The 15,033-nt window shown below is 66.1% G+C and carries 14 protein-coding genes; 7 read left to right on the top strand and 7 right to left on the bottom strand.

Annotation, left to right across the window (positions count from 1 at the left end; genetic code table 11):
* On the bottom strand, window positions 1–389 hold a 389-nt coding region (locus tag CBW50_RS26915; RefSeq protein WP_172404911.1), incomplete at its 3' end, for a triphosphoribosyl-dephospho-CoA synthase.
* Window positions 390–397: 8 nt separating this feature from the next.
* Window positions 398–2,074, bottom strand: coding sequence for a malonate decarboxylase subunit alpha (gene mdcA / locus CBW50_RS26910; protein WP_253252011.1), 1,677 nt, complete (start codon window positions 2,072–2,074; stop codon window positions 398–400).
* A gap of 116 nt (window positions 2,075–2,190) precedes the next feature.
* Here mdcA and CBW50_RS26905 point away from each other — a divergent pair, with 116 nt between their 5' ends.
* Window positions 2,191–3,123, top strand: coding sequence for a LysR family transcriptional regulator (locus CBW50_RS26905; protein ID WP_086148349.1), 933 nt, complete (start codon window positions 2,191–2,193; stop codon window positions 3,121–3,123).
* A gap of 176 nt (window positions 3,124–3,299) precedes the next feature.
* On the opposite strand, the gene CBW50_RS26900 is transcribed toward CBW50_RS26905, so the two are convergent.
* The 3 genes from CBW50_RS26900 to CBW50_RS26890 are packed head-to-tail and all read right to left on the bottom strand — an operon-like array spanning window position 3,300 to window position 8,176.
* Entirely contained in the window at window positions 3,300–5,120 is a 1,821-nt protein-coding gene (locus CBW50_RS26900) for a glycoside hydrolase family 15 protein (protein WP_086148348.1), read from the bottom strand.
* 3 nt (window positions 5,121–5,123) lie between these two features.
* Window positions 5,124–5,888: a trehalose-phosphatase gene (gene otsB / locus CBW50_RS26895; protein WP_086148347.1), complete on the bottom strand. Its 765-nt coding sequence runs from the start codon at window positions 5,886–5,888 to the stop codon at window positions 5,124–5,126.
* Window positions 5,885–8,176 (bottom strand): trehalose-6-phosphate synthase, encoded by a 2,292-nt coding sequence (locus CBW50_RS26890; RefSeq protein WP_172404910.1) that lies wholly within the window; start codon window positions 8,174–8,176, stop codon window positions 5,885–5,887. Before CBW50_RS26890 ends, otsB begins: the two co-directional genes overlap by 4 nt.
* A gap of 231 nt (window positions 8,177–8,407) precedes the next feature.
* Between CBW50_RS26890 and CBW50_RS26885 the strand changes: the two genes are divergently transcribed.
* The 4 genes from CBW50_RS26885 (at window position 8,408) to CBW50_RS29590 (ending at window position 12,483) form a co-directional block, all read left to right on the top strand.
* Window positions 8,408–9,541, top strand: a complete 1,134-nt coding sequence (locus tag CBW50_RS26885; protein WP_086148345.1) for a mechanosensitive ion channel family protein — start codon at window positions 8,408–8,410, stop codon at window positions 9,539–9,541.
* A gap of 50 nt (window positions 9,542–9,591) precedes the next feature.
* Window positions 9,592–10,887 (top strand): cation:proton antiporter, encoded by a 1,296-nt coding sequence (locus CBW50_RS26880; protein ID WP_086148344.1) that lies wholly within the window; start codon window positions 9,592–9,594, stop codon window positions 10,885–10,887.
* Window positions 10,888–10,994: 107 nt separating this feature from the next.
* Complete coding sequence (locus tag CBW50_RS26875) at window positions 10,995–12,218, top strand: serine hydrolase (protein WP_086148343.1); 1,224 nt, start codon at window positions 10,995–10,997, stop codon at window positions 12,216–12,218.
* Between the two features lie 94 nt (window positions 12,219–12,312).
* Window positions 12,313–12,483: a hypothetical protein gene (locus CBW50_RS29590; protein ID WP_172404909.1), complete on the top strand. Its 171-nt coding sequence runs from the start codon at window positions 12,313–12,315 to the stop codon at window positions 12,481–12,483.
* Here CBW50_RS29590 and CBW50_RS26870 read toward each other — a convergent pair.
* Window positions 12,480–12,863: a DUF1232 domain-containing protein gene (locus tag CBW50_RS26870; protein WP_086148342.1), complete on the bottom strand. Its 384-nt coding sequence runs from the start codon at window positions 12,861–12,863 to the stop codon at window positions 12,480–12,482. The genes CBW50_RS29590 and CBW50_RS26870 overlap by 4 nt on opposite strands.
* A gap of 102 nt (window positions 12,864–12,965) precedes the next feature.
* Here CBW50_RS26870 and CBW50_RS26865 point away from each other — a divergent pair, with 102 nt between their 5' ends.
* Window positions 12,966–14,063, top strand: a complete 1,098-nt coding sequence (locus CBW50_RS26865) for a DNA topoisomerase IB (RefSeq protein WP_086148341.1) — start codon at window positions 12,966–12,968, stop codon at window positions 14,061–14,063.
* On the opposite strand, the gene CBW50_RS26860 is transcribed toward CBW50_RS26865, so the two are convergent.
* Entirely contained in the window at window positions 14,017–14,247 is a 231-nt protein-coding gene (locus tag CBW50_RS26860; RefSeq protein WP_086148340.1) for a hypothetical protein, read from the bottom strand. The two genes, CBW50_RS26865 and CBW50_RS26860, sit on opposite strands and share 47 nt — an antisense overlap.
* 258 nt (window positions 14,248–14,505) lie before the next feature.
* Between CBW50_RS26860 and CBW50_RS26855 the strand changes: the two genes are divergently transcribed.
* Window positions 14,506–15,033, top strand: a 528-nt coding sequence (locus tag CBW50_RS26855; protein WP_086148339.1) for a hypothetical protein, incomplete at its 3' end; no start/stop codon positions are given.

Genomic DNA, 15,033 nt, shown 5'->3' with positions numbered 1-15,033 from the left:
GACGCGCCGCGCGCGCCCTGCTGCGCCGCCGCCGTCGCCAGGAGGCCCAGCGCCCAGATGGCGCCCCGGTGCGTGTTCACGCCGCCCGTGGCCGCCAGCATCAGCGCTTCGCCGTCGCGGCCGATGGCGCCGATGCGCTGGCGCAGGCGGTCATCATCGTCATCCTGCGCGCCGGCCTGCGCCATCGCTTCAAAGACGGGTTGCAGCACGCAGGCCGAGTGGCACATCAGGGCCCAGTTCAAGTCCGTGTGGGCGCCGCGGCTGCGCAAATCGACCAGGCCCGGTTTCGGCGTCAGGGTCACTTCGTCGAGCAGCGCCTGCAGCACCTGCCGCGCCAGCGCGGCGGCGCGTTCCCGCACCGGCACTGTCCTCATCATCGTCGTCATCATCATGCTCATTACCAGCTCCTGAATTTGGCGGGGGGTTGATACAGGCCGTCCGACCATTCGACCAGGTCGGCGATGCTTTTCGCGGCCAGCAGCGAGCGGCTGGCCGCGCCGCGCTGCACGCCGATATCCTCGGGCAGCGCGATCAGGCCGTCGGCGCGCAGCTTGGCCGTCGTCTTCGGGTCGTGGCGCAGGCCGATGGGCGTCACGCCGGCGACAGCCGCCAGCATGGCCTTGCGCTCGTCAAGCGAACGGGCCTTGTACAGGTAGGCGATGCCCTCTTCCGTCAGCACGTGGGTGACGTCGTCGCCATAGATCATCACGGGCGCCAGCGGCATGCCGCTGGCCTGGCCCACGGCGACGGCGTCGAGCGATTCGACGATCGTCGGCTGGCCGCCGTCCTGGAACGTCTCGACCATCTGCACCACGAGCTTCCTGCCGCGCGCCAGCGGGTCGTCCGTCTCGATCAGGTCCAGCCAGGCCGGCGTCGGGTGGCGCCGGCCGTGCGGGTCGTGGCCCATATTGGGCGCGCCGCCAAAGCCTGCCAGGCGGCCGTTGGTGACGGTCGAGGAGTTGCCCAGGCCATCCATCTGCAAAGTCGCGCCGATGAACAGGTCGACCGCGTACTGGCCCGCCAGCTGGCACAGGGCGCGGTTCGAGCGCATGGAGCCGTCGCGGCCCGTGAAGAACACGTCGGGCCGCGCGGCCGCATAGCCTTCCATGCCCAGCTCCGCGCCGAAGCAGTGCACGCTCTCGACCCAGCCCGTCTCGATGGCGGGGATCAGCGTGGGATGGGGATTGAGCACCCAGTTGCGGCAGATCTTGCCCTTCAAGCCCAGCTGCTCGCCATAGGTGGGCAAAATCAGCTCGATGGCGGCCGTATTGAAGCCGATGCCGTGATTGAGCGACTGCACCTGGTGTTTTTCATACACGCCGCGGATCGCCATCATGGCCATCAGCACGTGCACGGGCTTAATCACGCGCGGGTCGCGGGTGAACAGCGGTTCGATGAAGAAGGGCTTGTCGGACTGCACCACGAAATCGATCCACGAGCCGGGCACGTCGACCCGGGGCAAGTCGCTGACGTCGTCGACGATCTGATTGACCTGGGCGATGACGATGCCGTCGCGGAAGGCGGCCGATTCCACCAGCGTCGGCGTGTCTTCCGTGCTGGGGCCCGTGTACAGATTGCCCTGGCGGTCGGCCATGTAGCCGGCCACCATGACGACGTTGGGCGTGAGGTCGACAAACAGGCGCGCATACAGCTCGATATACGTGTGGATGGCGCCCACTTCCAGCAAGCCGTCCTGCAGGAACTGGGCGATGCGCAGGCTTTGCGTGCCGGCGAAGGAAAAGTCCAGCTTGCGGGCGATGCCCCGTTCAAACAGGTCCAGGTGCTCGGGCAGGCTAACGCTGGGCATGATCAGGTGCAGATGGTGGATCTTGTCGGGATTGACCTGGGTCAACATGCGGGCGAGGAAATCGGCCTGCTTCTGGTTATTGCCTTCAAGAACGACACGGTCGCCCGGCGCAAGCAGCGCTTCGAGCACGGCGACCATGTCGCCCGGTTGCAGCACGGGACCGTTCGCGTAAGGGCGCACGGCATCGAGGCGGCGGCGTTTCTCGGTGCGCCGCGTGTCCCATTGTTTTTGCCGCTGCGCTGGCGCTGCTGTGGCGGTTGACATCATGCCTCCGGAATGAGCTATCGAATCCAGACGATAGAACGAAAGCGCCAGCGCGACAATCAACCTGCTAGCATGTTCATTACTTTGAAGTTAATGAACTGCCGTTAAAAAGGGTAGCCATGGCCATCAACGAAGAAATTACCCTGAAAAAGCTGGAAGTTTTTCTCAGCTTCATGGAATTGAACAACCTGGCGCGCGTGGCCGATGCGCTGGGCCAGAGCACCGTCAGCGTGCACCGCGCCCTGCACTCGCTGGAAGACGGCTTGCGCTGCCCCCTGTTCAAGCGCGAGGGCCGCAGCCTGATCCCCCTGCATGCGGCCTACACCTTTGCCGAATCGGCGCGGCGCGCGCTGGCCGAGTGCGAGGAAGGCGTGCGCAAGGTGCGCGAAATGTCGGGCATCAACCCCGTGCGCCTGAAGATCGGCTCGCTGTACTCCTTGACCCTGCACTGCATCCCGCAGCTGGTGATCGCCCTGAAACTGCGCCGGCCGGGCCTCGACATCGACCTGACCCTGGGTTCGAACCGCGACCTGCTGCAAAGCCTGGCCGATGGCAGATTAGACGCCATCATCATCGGCGTGCAGGAAGACGAACAGCATGCTGGCCTGGTGGCCGTGCCCCTGTTCCAGGACGACATCTTCCTGGCCGCGCCGCTTGCCTCGCCCTACGCGGGAACGGCATCGGTGGACTTGCAACAGTTGCGCAATGACAAATTCGTCACGCTCAGCGAAGGTTTCGTCACCTCACAAAGCTTCAACCACGCGTTTGAGCTGGCGGGATTCGTGCCCGACACGGCCATGCGCGTGGGCGACATCTTCTCGCTGATCAACCTGGTCAGCGGCGGCATCGGCTACAGCCTGCTGCCCGGCCGCGTGCGCGCCTTCAGCTCGCGCATCGAACTGCTGCCCCTGGACGCGCGCTACGGCTCGCACCAGCAAATCACCCTGCTGATGCAGAGCAGCCGCGAGCGTGACCCGAATCTGCTGGCGCTGGCGGCGGAATGCAGGTTGTATGGGCGTGGCGAGCCTGCTTTACCCAAAACTTTGACTTAATATCTAAACAATGGCAAATCAAACCAAGGCCCGAGTCTCCAGCCCGGGCACCTCGGGCCCAGCGGGCCTGAAAAATGCCCAGGGCAAGGCGCGCGGGCGCAGACAGTACGAATGTACGGCAAGCCCAAGCAACGCAGCCATGGACATTTTCTCAGGCCCGCGATCCAGGCCCGCACTTAAATAGCACTATCCCAAGGCGCCGACAACCGCACCGCGCAGTTGATCAACCCCACCATCGAATACGTCTGCGGGAAATTGCCCCACATCTCTCCCGTCACCGGATGCGTGTCTTCCGACAGCAGGCCCAGGTGGTTGCGCGCCAGCAGCATCGTTTCGAAGATTTTTCGCGCCTCGTCTTTCCTGCCGATGCGCGCCAGGGCGTCGATGCGCCAGAAGGTGCAGATGTTGAAGGCCGTTTCCGGTTTGCCGAAGTCGTCGGGCGCTTCGTAGCGGCGCATGTAGGGGCCGTCGCACAGCGATGCTTCGAGCGCATCGACGGTGGCGATGAAACGGGGGTCCATGGGGTCGATGAAGTTGACTTCCGCCATCAGCAGGACGGAGGCGTCGAGGTCGCGCCCGCCCAGGCTTTCCGCGAAGGCCTGGCGCTCCTCGCTCCACGCTTCGCGCAGCAGGCGTTCGCGGATCAGCACGGCGCGGCTGTTCCAGTGGTCGGCGCGCTCCGGCAAGCCCAGTTTGTGCGCGACTTTCGCCAGGCGGTCGCAGGCGGCCCAGCTCATCAGCATGGACGAGGTATGGACCCTGGCGCGCGTGCGCAGCTCCCACATGCCCGCGTCCGGCTCCGCGTGCAAGTTGAACGCCTGGTCGCCCACGGCTTCCAGCGCGGCAAACTCGGCTTTTCCCGCCCGGTGGAACAATCGGTGGTCAAGGAAGGCCTGCGCCGCGCCTAGTACAATGTTGCCGTAGACGTCGTGCTGGAAGTGTTCCTGCGCCTGGTTGCCCACGCGCACGGGGCCGTTGCCCCGGTAGCCGGGCAAGTGCTCGAGTATCGATTCGGGCAACTGCTCTTCCAGGCCGATGCCGTACAGGGGCTGGATGTGGCCGCCTTTCGAGCGGGCGACGATATTCGTCAGCCAGCGCAGATACTCTTCCATCGTGCCCACTTCGGACAAGCTGTTCAATGCCCGCACGACGAAGAAGGCGTCGCGCAGCCAGCAATAGCGGTAATCCCAGTTGCGGCTGCTGCCCGGCGCTTCGGGGATGCTGGTCGTCATGGCGGCGATGATGGCGCCCGTGTCTTCATACAGCGACAGTTTCAGGGTGATGGCGGCGCGGATGACCACGTCCTGCCATTCCAGCGGCACGGCCAGGCGGCGCGTGTAGCTGCGCCAGTAGTTGATGGTGTCCTTTTCAAAGATGCGCGCCGTCTCGTCGATGCCGCCGGCCAGGGTTTCATCGGGGCCCAGCAGGAAGTTGGCGGTGCCGCCCAGCACGAAATACGTTTCGTTCAGCACATAGTTGAGCGACACATCGGTGTTCAGGCGCAAGGTCTGTTCCGGCCCCACGTAGCGGATGTGGTGGCTGCCCTGCGTGATCTGCGGCGCCAGCCGCCCCCAGTCGTAGCGGGGGCGCAGCCGCACGCGGATGCGCACGCCATGGTCGAGCGCGCGCACGCGGCGGATCAGCATCAGCGGGCGGAACATGCGGTCGCGGCTGAGGAAACGGGGGGCGAAATCCGTGATTTCCACGCCGCGCCCCTGCGTGTCGTACAGACGCGTGCGCAGCACGGCCGTGTTCGGCTCATAGAACTGCTCGCTGCGCGCAAAGTTCTCGATGTCGATGGCCCACACGCTGCCGTTTTCCGTGTCGTCCAGCAAGCGGTTGAAGACGGGGTCGCCGTCGAAACGGGGCAGGCAGGACCAGACGACCTGCCCCGCCTGGTCGATCAGGGCGTTGAAGGCGCAATTGCCCGCCACGCCGCAGTTCAGCGATGCTGGCGCGGACGGTTGGCTGGCGCGGGTGTCATGCGATGTCGTCACGGGCTACTCCTTCGATGTCGGGGATACGGCAGCGGCCAGCAAGGCGGCGCGCAAGGTGCCGGGGCTGGCCAGGCGCAGGCTGGCGGCGCTGGGGCCGCTGCCCACCTTGACGCCCTGCCCGCCTGCTTGTTGTACAAAGGCAAAGCCTGCCTCGTCGGTGGTGTCGTCGCCCGCAAACACGGGCCGGCGGCCGGCAAACGGGCTTTCCTGCATGAAAGCGGCGATGGCGCCGCCCTTGTCGGTGGCGGCCGGCTTGGCTTCCAGGACCATTTTGCCATGCAAGAGCAATACCCCGGGGCACGCTTGCACGGCCGCGGTCATTTCCTGCAGGCATAACGGTTCAAGCTCGGGCGCCAGCCGGTAATGCAGGGCCACGGCGCCCCGCTTCTGCTCCACCAGCAAGCCGGGGTAAATCGCCGCCAGCACCCGGGCGCGCGCCAGCACGGGCGCCACGTCGGGCGTGGCCGCCACGTGAAACTGGCCATCGGCGCCGCGCCGCTCCACGCCATGCACGCCGGCAACCGGCAACACCAGGGGTGCCAGCATGGCGTCGATCTGCGCCACGGGACGGCCGGAAATGAGGGCCAGCGCGCCGCCATGGCGCTCGGCCAGCAGCGCCAGCGCTTCGATGACGCCAGGCGCCACGCGCACGCCGTCGGGCGTGGGCGCCAGGTCTACCAGGGTGCCGTCGAAGTCGAGAAAGACGGCCCAGCCGCGATTGCCCAGCAGTTGCAGCACGGTTTGATCATCGTCAACAGCTTGCATCATCGCATCCCCTTGCGCCGCTGCATGCGGCTGTGGGCGTCGATCTTGGTCATGACCTTGTCGCGCTGGCGCAAGCGGGCCGCGTCCAGCAGCATGCGCCCGGCCCAGCGGTAGACGTTGAAATGTTTCACACGCGCACGCATGCTCTTCATGCGCTCGCGCTGTTCCACGGGCGGCATCACGAGGGCGCGGTACAGGGCCTCGGCACCCTGCTCGATGTGGTAGGGATTGATGATCAGCGCTTCATGCAGCTCGCGCGCCGCGCCCGTGAATTGACTTAGAACAAGGACACCCAGCTCGTCGTCGCGCGCGGCGATGAATTCCTTGGCCACCAGATTCATGCCGTCATGCAAGCTTGTCACCATGCACACTTCCGCGGCGCGGAAATAGCGCTGCAAGTCGTCCTGGCCGTGGTGCTCGGCTTTCAGCAGGATGGGCACGTAGTCTCCGCTGCCGAAGCGGCGGTTGATGCGTTCGACCATCTTGCGCACCCGAGCATCAAAACTTTGATATTCGTCAAGCGAAGCGCGGCTGGGGGCGGCGATCTGCACGAACGTGAAATTGCCGACCATGCCGGGCTGCAATTCGAACATGCGCTCGACGGCCTGGAAGCGCTCGACGATGCCTTTCGTGTAATCGAGGCGGTCCACGCCAATGCCCAGCAAGTGATCGGCAGCCACGCCCAGCTCGGCGCGGATCTGTGCGCGGCACGCGGCCACGTCCGGCTGCGCCGGGTCGTCCTCCGGCCAGGCGATCGAGATCGGGTAATCCTCGACCTGCGTCATCTCGCCGCCGTAGGAAATCGTGGACGCTTCCGGCTCGATGCGGGTTTCCAGGTAGCGGTCCACCGTTTCGAGGAAATTCTTGCGGTGAAATGGCGTGTGGAAGCCGAGGATGGTGCTGCCCAGCAAGCCGTCGAGGATTTCCTCGCGCCATGGGCAAATACCGAACGATTCCGAGTTCGGCCACGGGATATGCCAGAAGGTAATGATCGTCGCCTTCGGCAAGGCTTCGCGCACCATGCGCGGCAGCAAGGCAAAGTGATAATCCTGCACCAGCACGACGGGGTTGTCCGTCTTCGCCTCGGCGATCACGGCGTCGGCGAAGCGGCGGTTGACCTTCACGTACTGCTCCCAGTCGGACGAGCGGAACACGGGGCGCACATGGGCGATATGGCATAGCGGCCACATGCCTTCATTGGCGAAACCATAATAATAGCCCTGCTCTTCCTCTTCCGTCAGCCACACGCGGCGCAAGGTATAGCTGGGCTTATCGGGCGGCACGGGCACGTGGTCGAATTTATCGACGGTTTCGCGGTCGGCGGAACCGGCCCCGTGCGCGATCCACGTGCCGGAACACGCGCGCATCACGGCTTCCACGGCCGTCACGAGGCCGCTGGCGGGGCGCTGCACGGCGATCCCGCTCTCTGTTTTGGTGTGGATATACGGTTCGCGGTTCGACACGACGAGCACTTGATCTCCCGCAAGGTCCGCCTCCAGCAAGCCGCGCAGCTTTTCCGGCGTCCATTCCGACGTCCAGCCATTGTCGCCCTGGCGTTCCAGATGGTATTCCTGCAGCAATTCGCGCAAGTCGCCGATCAGCGGCTGCATTTCCGGCGGCGGCGCGGGCGCGGCGGCGGGCGCCGTGGCGGCGGCCACTGCGCCAGTGCTTTTCGGCAGCAACTCGCCCCGCAAGATATCCTTCACGGCCGACAGCCAGCCGCGCCAGCTCAGGTGCGCCACGAACACGGTCATCAGCGAAATAAGCACGGCCAGCACGGCCAGGAAGGCAAAGATAAAACGCTTGGTATCGGTATTGCGGCGCTCGACAAAGCTCATGTCCTGCACCAGCACCAGGCGGCCCAGCTGGGAGGCGTCCTGCATGACGGGCGTTTCGCTCAGGTGGACTTGCCCTTGCGGCAGTTGCGCCAGCGATTTGTACAGGCCGCCCGTGCCAGGCGTGCTCCAGCAGCCGATGGAGGCCGGATATTGCGCGGAGCGGTACAGCAAATGGCCCCCGTTGTCGCAAAAGCCGATGGCGATCAGGCGTTCGTCGCGCGTGGCGCCCTGGAACAGTTCACCGATGCGCGCGGCGTCCTGCGCGGGCAGGTAATCGATGAGCGAGGGGCGGAGGGTTCCAGCGAGCAATTCGGCCCGGCTGTCGAGGTCGCGCACATACCAGCGCAGGGTGATATTGTCGAGCAACGGTACGACGATATAGGCAAACAGTCCCAGCACCAAGGCCAGCGGCAGGATGAAGCGCAAGGACATGCGGAGCGATCGTAAAATCATCTGTTTCCTTTGCAAATACAACGTGGCAAGTATGGCCATGTTGCCAGTGGGGCGCCGGTCCCTTGCTTTCTGCCGTGAAACGTCCAGCGCCGGGCCGGGCCAGGTAGTTCCTCCCAGTATCTACCTTGATAGCAAGCTTATCCGTTCGGCAACGCACGTCCCCGTGACGCCATCTGCCCGTAAAATACCCGCTTCCGACATCCATTTCACTTATATAAGGAGTTTTCGCCTATGGATCTCACCACGTTTCACTCGCTGATGGGCGGCCCGCTGCGCTCGGCGCTGACCGTGCTCGTTTCCGCCCTGCTCGTCACGGTCGTCGCCATCGGCGTGCACCGCGCCGGCATCGGCTTGCTGAAACGGCTGGCCAACGGCCGCCCGTTCACCACCAACGCCACGCGCGTGGCCTTCCGCGCCAGCCAGCTGTGCGTGATCGTCTTCGGCCTGCGCATGGTGCTGGCCGGCGCGCCCGACGACACGCCGGGCCTCGTCGCTATGTCGCACCTGGCCAGCGTGGCGCTGATCATCGCGCTGACCTGGCTGGCCATGCAATGCATCGAGGCCCTGTCCATCACGATTTCCGAAATCAACCCCGTCGACGTGGCCGACAACCTGCGCGCGCGCCGCCTGATCACGCAGGCGCGCGTACTCACGCGCAGCGCGCACGCCATCGTCGTCATCCTGGGCCTCGCTTTCGTGCTGCTGACCCTGCCTGGCGCGCGGCAGATCGGCGCCAGCCTGCTGGCCTCGGCCGGCGTGGCCGGCCTGGTGGCCGGTATCGCCGCCCGTCCCGTGCTCGGCAATTTCATTGCTGGTTTGCAAATTGCGTTTTCTCAACCCATCCGCATCGACGACGTGCTGATCGTCAATGGCGAATGGGGCAAAGTCGAGGAAATCAAGGGCACCTACGTCGTCGTGCGCGTGTGGGACGAGCGCCGGCTGATCGTGCCGCTGCAGTGGTTCATCGAAAATCCGTTCGAAAACTGGACGCACAGCTCGTCCACCCTGCTGGGCACGGTGTTCCTGTGGCTCGATTTCAGCATCCCGCTAGCCCCGCTGCGGGCGGAGCTGGCGCGCATCTGCGCGTCCGCGCCGCAGTGGGATGGCCGCGTCTGCACGGTGCAGGCGACGGATTCGAACGAACGGGCCGTGCGCGTGCGCTTCCTGATCAGCGCGGCAGATTCGGGCCTGGCCTTCGAGCTGCGCTGCCTCGTGCGCGAGCAGATGCTGGCCTTTATCACCGCCAACTACCCGCACGGCTTGCCGCGCCTGCGCTCCACGCACGACCCGATCGAACTGCACGAGGTGCGCGAAGTGCGCGAGATGCAGGCGCAGAACGACAGCGTGTCGCTGCACAAGGCGTAAAAAAACCTGCGGCGCGCTGCCCGCTGCCTTGCACCGCTAGAATATGGCGCATGAGCACCACCGCCTGGTTCATCCTGATCGGTTGCCTGATGCTGGCGCGCGGCCTGGGCGCCGACAGCATCGCGCGCCTGCCGTTTACCTCGGCCATGGCCTACCTGGGCGTGGGCCTGCTGCTGGGGCCCATGTTCCTCGGCCTGTTTGCGCTCGACCTCGTCAAGCAGGCGCCGCTGCTCGAAACCCTGGCCGAAGTGGCCGTCCTCATCTCCCTGTTTTCCGCCGGCGTCAAGATGCCCGTGCCGTTCAGCCTGGCGCGCTGGCTGCCATCGCTGCGCCTGGCCTGGCTGTCGATGGCCATCTCCGTGGCCCTGGTGGCCGTCTTCGCCTGTTTCGTGCTGGGCATGCCGCCGGGCGCGGGCGTGCTGCTGGGGGCCATCCTCGCGCCCACCGACCCCGTGCTGGCCACCGACGTGCAGCTGCGCCATGCGGGCGACAGCGAGCAATTGCGCTTCGTGCTCACCAGCGAGGCGGGCATGAACGACGGCAGCGGCTTTCCCTTCGTCATGCTGGGCCTGGGCTGGCTGGGCCTGCATGAACTGGGGCCGCACGGCGCCACCTGGCTATGGCGCGACCTGCTGTGGGCCAGCGCCGGCGCCGTCGCCCTGGGCGTGGCCGGCGGCACGCTGCTGGCCTGGCTGGGCTGGCAGCTGCGCGCCAAGGAACCCAAGCATGAAGTGCTCGACGACCTGGCGGGACTGGGCCTGATCGCCCTCGTGTACGGCCTGGCCAGCGCCATGCACGCCTGGGGCTTCCTCGCCGTGTTCTTCGCCGGCGTGGCCCTGCGCCAGACGGAACTGGTGCTGGCCGGCGCGCCGAAGGACCGGCAAGGCTTGCTGCAGGCCGAGGAAACGCATGCCGTCTCGGCCGCCAGGCCGCACGACAGCGCCGCGCCGCTGACCGTCAGCGGCGAAGCGCTCGTCTTCAAGGAACACCTGGAGCGCCTGTCGGAACTGACCCTGGTGCTGCTGCTGGGCGGTGCCGTCACGGCCGCCGCCTGGAACTGGCGGGCGTGGAGCGTGGCGCTGTTCCTGCTGCTGGTGGCGCGCCCGGCCAGCGTGATGCTGGGCTTGCTGGCCTCGGGCACCGGCGTGCGCCTGCGGAGCCTGGCCGCCTGGTTCGGCGTGCGCGGCATCGGTTCCATGTATTACCTCTGCTACGCCATCGCCCACGGCTTGCCGCCCGCGCTGGCGCGCGAACTGGCCAATATCACCATCGTCGTCATCATCCTCTCCATCGTCGCCCACGGCCTCACCGTCAAGCCCCTGCTGCAACGGCTGTGGCGCAAATAAGGGCGGCGCGGCGCGATTGTCATTGCTGTACAGCAATGTTTTCTCAATTAGCCCTGGCAAAGCGGGAAATATTGTTAAGATAATTAAAAACGGCAAAGAGAGAAGCAATGAAACGAAGAAGTGTGCTGGGACTGGGCGTATCGCTGGCCCTGCTGCAAACGGGCTGCGCCATCGATCCGGCCAGGCAGGCATGGGAACGGGAATTCGACGCCTTCATGCACGATGGCCTGGCGCGCACGGAAACGCCGGGCATGGGCGTGGCCGTCGTGCGCGGCGAGCAAACGCTGTTCGCGCGCGGCTATGGCTGGGCCGACATCGGCGCGGGCAGGAAGGCCGACGCCAACACGGCCTTCCACACCGCCTCCGTCAGCAAGCTCGTCACGGCCGCGGCCGCCATGCAGCTGCTGGAACAGGGCGCCTTCCAGCTCGACGACAAGGTGGCGGCCTATCTGGACTTCCCGCTCATGCACCCGAAGTTTCCCGACGTGCCCATCACCTTCCGCCATCTGCTCAGCCACACCTCGGGCATTTCCGACGCCGTGTACGACAAGACAACGGCGTTTGCCGTGCAGGGCGACCCGCGATTGCCCCTGCGCGACTTCGTCAAGGGCTATCTGTCGCGCGGCGGCGCCTGGTATGACGCGGAGCTGTCGTTCGCCGGCCGCCCCGGCACGGAATGGCGCTACAGCAATGTCGGCGTGGCCCTGCTCGGCTACCTCGTGGGACGCTTGAATCCGGACAGCCTCGACGTGCTCACGCAGGAGCAGCTGTTTGACCCGCTGGGCATGGACAACACGGCCTGGAGCCTGGCCGGCTTGCCCCGGCGCGCCGTCGTGGCCCAGCCGTATGCGCACGGGGAAGCGGGCGTGCAGGCGCTGCCGCCCGTCGGCTACCCGGACTGGCCGGCCGGCCTGCTGCGCAGTTCCGCGCATGACTTCGCCCGTTTCCTGGCCATTTTCAGCAATGGCGGACGGGTCGATGGCCACCGCTACCTGCAGGATTCCACATTACAACTATTTTTCGCGCCCCAGGAGGCCAGCCTGCCGCCGGCCGAACTGGCCGCCCGCCAGGCCTTGATGTGGGTCATGCGCGACGTCGACGGCACGCCGCTGGCCACGATGAGCGGCAACGATCCGGGCGCCGCCTCCATCGTCTGCGTGGACCGGGCCAGCAAGACGGCCGTGCTGGCCTTCGCCAACGTCAGCGCCGACAAGGAATTTCGTACTTTTCAGAAAGAAGTCGTGCGGCGCCTGCTGGCGCACGGCGGCAGCGGCGCACCGGCGAAACTGGCGAAACTGACGAAACTGACGAAACTGGCGGCGGCCAGGTAGCCGCTTGTGTGTGCGGGCGCACGGTGGCGCGCGGGCAGAAACGTATGCTGTGCTGGTCGGCTTTGACGATTTGACGACCCTTGAGGAGACCAGCATGACCAAGCGCATCGGCAACAAGGACGTGGCGCAGCAGCGCAGCAAGAGTGAAAAAGCCCGCATCAGGGCGCAGAACATCGCCAGCGAGGCGGTGAAGCTGGCCGCGGCCAGGGACAAGTACCGCAACGCCGTCAAGGGCCGGCCGGGCCAGCCCGCTCCCGCCGGCTAGGCGCCGAACCAGCCGCGCAGCTTCTCGGCCGCGCGTTCCTTGACCTCGGCCGTGATGTAGGTGGCCACCGTTGCCACGGCCGCGGCCAGCACGGCCAGGTCGTCCGCATAGCCGACGACGGGCGTGATGTCGGGGATCGCGTCAATGGGCGAAATGAAGTAGCCGAGCGCGCCATAGATGGCCGTCCTGGCCCACAGCGGCGTGTCCGGCTGCTGGGCCGCGTAGTACAGCCACAGGGCTTTCTCGATGACTTCGCGTCCCGCCGTCCTGGCGAACCTGACCACCTTGTCCCAGAAGCTGTCTTCCGTGTACTTTTTTTCATACTGTTTGCCGGCCTGGGGGGCGTGGTCTTCTTCCAGATTCTTTTTTCTGCCAAACATCTGCTGCTCCTGTCTGCCGCGCACGGCGTTACGAATGCGCACCTTAGCATAACGGCGCGCCAGGCGCGCGGCGCCCCGGCAACGCGCTCTTTATAGGAAAGCATGGATATCTCCGCCACCACCACGGCCCGCGCGGCCGGCCTGCGCTACACGGGCGACCACCAGGGCGGCATCGCCCGATCGGGAACGCCGGGCAAGTTCCGCTATGCCGATGCGGACGGCCAGCCCGTGCGCGACGACGCCACCCTGGAGCGCATCCGCGCCCTGGCCATACCGCCGGCCTGGACGGACGTGTGGATCTGTCCGCGCGCCAACGGTCACCTGCAGGCGACGGGCCGCGATGCGCGGGGCCGCAAGCAATACCGCTACCATGCGCGCTGGCGCCAGGTGCGCGACGACGTCAAGTACGAGCGCATGCTCAGCTTTGGCCGCGCCCTGCCCGCCATCCGCGCCGCCGTCGCGCGCGGCATGCAGCTGCCCGGCTTGCCCCGTGAAAAGGTGCTGGCCACCATCGTGCACCTGCTGGAGTTGACGATGATGCGCATCGGCAACGAAGAATATGCGCGCACGAACAAGTCGTTCGGCCTGAGCACCTTGCGCACGCGCCATGTGCAGGTCGACGGCAGCGCCGTGCAATTCCACTTCAAGGGCAAGAGCGGCGTGCGCCACGACATCCGCCTCAGCGACCGCAAGCTGGCCAGGGTGCTTGCGCGCATGCGCGAGCTGCCGGGCCAGGAACTGTTTCAGTATGTCGATGAGGCGGGCGAGCGCCACGGCGTCGACTCGGGCGACGTCAACGACTACCTGCGCCAGGTGACGGGCGAAGACTACACGGCCAAGGACTTCCGCACCTGGTCCGGCACCCTGCTGGCCGCCCTGGCCCTGCAGGCGTTCGAGCAGGTCGATTCCCAGGCGCAGGCGAAGAAGAACATCGTGCAGGCGATCGAATCGGTGGCGAAAAAACTGGGCAACACGCCGACCATCTGCCGCAAATGCTATGTACACCCGGCCGTGCTGGAATCGTATCTGGAGGGCAGTTTGCTGGAAGGCATGCGCGCGCGGGCGCAGCAGCAGTTACGCGAAGAGCTGCCCGCGCTGGCGCCGGAGGAAGCGGCCGTGCTGGCCTTGCTGCAGCAGCGGCTGCAGAGTGCGGTCAAGCCTGGCGCCCCGGCTGGGGCTGGCAATGGGCCGACAGCGTGAGGGCGTCGGTGCTGCAGACGGGCAAGGCGCCATGGCCCGCATCGCGCGCCACGGGCGCCGGTGCGCCGTCGGCCTGCCGTGCCTCGCCCGTATGCATCAGCGTGGCCGCCAGGGTCGCGAAGGTAAACAGGCAGATCAGCAGGAGCGGCTTGTTCAACTGGCTGGGCTTGGCTGGCTTGTGCATCGCGGACTCCGTGTGTCGGTTGTTATTGCGTTGACATCATCATCGCGTGTTTCCACCAAGCATACAATCGGACAGCGACCGCAGAACGGGTAGGACAGCGCCGACAGACTCAGCCTGGGGCGCCGCTGTCGGAAAACTTGACAGCCAACGCCCCCTCTTCTCTCCAAGCCCTTGTTTTACCAGCATAAGTTAGACAGGAACGCTTCCTGCTTGCCCTCCAGCCTGGGTACGCTTGGCGCCAGTCTGGGGGGAACGATCATGAGCTTTATCAAACACGCGCTGCTGGCGCTGCTGCTGTGCGCAATGTCCGCCGCGCACGCCACCAGCATCGGCTACGCGGCCAGTTCGCTGGGCGGCACGCAGTGGCGCTACGACTATACGGTCAGCAATACCTCCCTGGCCGTCCCCATCGAGGAATTCACCTTGTTCTTCAGCGTGGGCCAGTACGCCAGGCTGCGCAACGTTTCCACGGCGCCGGGCTGGGACGTGCTGCTGGTGCAGCCCGATCCCGCCATCCCCGCCAGCGGCTACGTGGACGCGCTGGCGCTGGCGGGCGGCATCGTCCCCGGCGGCGCTGCCACGGGCTTTTCCGTCACTTTCGACTACCTGGGCGCAGGCAGCCCCGGCGCCCAGCCGTTCACCATCCTCGACCCCGTCTCCTTCATCGAACTCGATTCGGGCAGCACGCAGCCGGCCGCCGTCGCCGTGCCGTCCACGCCGTGGCTGCTGCTGGCCGGCATACTGGCCCTGGCCGGCCTGCGGCGCCGGCAACTGGCGGGCGCCGCG

Source organism: Janthinobacterium sp. GW458P, from assembly GCF_002127585.1.
Classification (GTDB): Bacteria; Pseudomonadota; Gammaproteobacteria; order Burkholderiales; family Burkholderiaceae_D; genus Janthinobacterium.
Note: the sequence above shows the minus strand (reverse complement) of the source record. Positions and strands in the feature narration are given on the sequence as shown.

What these genes read in the sequence shown, in the direction of transcription:
- mdcA (WP_253252011.1), bottom strand. Translation starts at nt 2,074, where the DNA reads ATGATGTCAACCGCCACAGCAGCGCCAGCGCAGCGGCAAAAACAATGG.
- CBW50_RS26905 (WP_086148349.1), top strand. Translation starts at nt 2,191, where the DNA reads ATGGCCATCAACGAAGAAATTACCCTGAAAAAGCTGGAAGTTTTTCTC.
- otsB (WP_086148347.1), bottom strand. Translation starts at nt 5,888, where the DNA reads ATGATGCAAGCTGTTGACGATGATCAAACCGTGCTGCAACTGCTGGGC.
- CBW50_RS26890 (WP_172404910.1), bottom strand. Translation starts at nt 8,176, where the DNA reads ATGATTTTACGATCGCTCCGCATGTCCTTGCGCTTCATCCTGCCGCTG.
- CBW50_RS26885 (WP_086148345.1), top strand. Translation starts at nt 8,408, where the DNA reads ATGGATCTCACCACGTTTCACTCGCTGATGGGCGGCCCGCTGCGCTCG.
- CBW50_RS26880 (WP_086148344.1), top strand. Translation starts at nt 9,592, where the DNA reads ATGAGCACCACCGCCTGGTTCATCCTGATCGGTTGCCTGATGCTGGCG.
- CBW50_RS26875 (WP_086148343.1), top strand. Translation starts at nt 10,995, where the DNA reads ATGAAACGAAGAAGTGTGCTGGGACTGGGCGTATCGCTGGCCCTGCTG.
- CBW50_RS29590 (WP_172404909.1), top strand. Translation starts at nt 12,313, where the DNA reads ATGACCAAGCGCATCGGCAACAAGGACGTGGCGCAGCAGCGCAGCAAG.
- CBW50_RS26870 (WP_086148342.1), bottom strand. Translation starts at nt 12,863, where the DNA reads ATGTTTGGCAGAAAAAAGAATCTGGAAGAAGACCACGCCCCCCAGGCC.
- CBW50_RS26865 (WP_086148341.1), top strand. Translation starts at nt 12,966, where the DNA reads ATGGATATCTCCGCCACCACCACGGCCCGCGCGGCCGGCCTGCGCTAC.
- CBW50_RS26860 (WP_086148340.1), bottom strand. Translation starts at nt 14,247, where the DNA reads ATGCACAAGCCAGCCAAGCCCAGCCAGTTGAACAAGCCGCTCCTGCTG.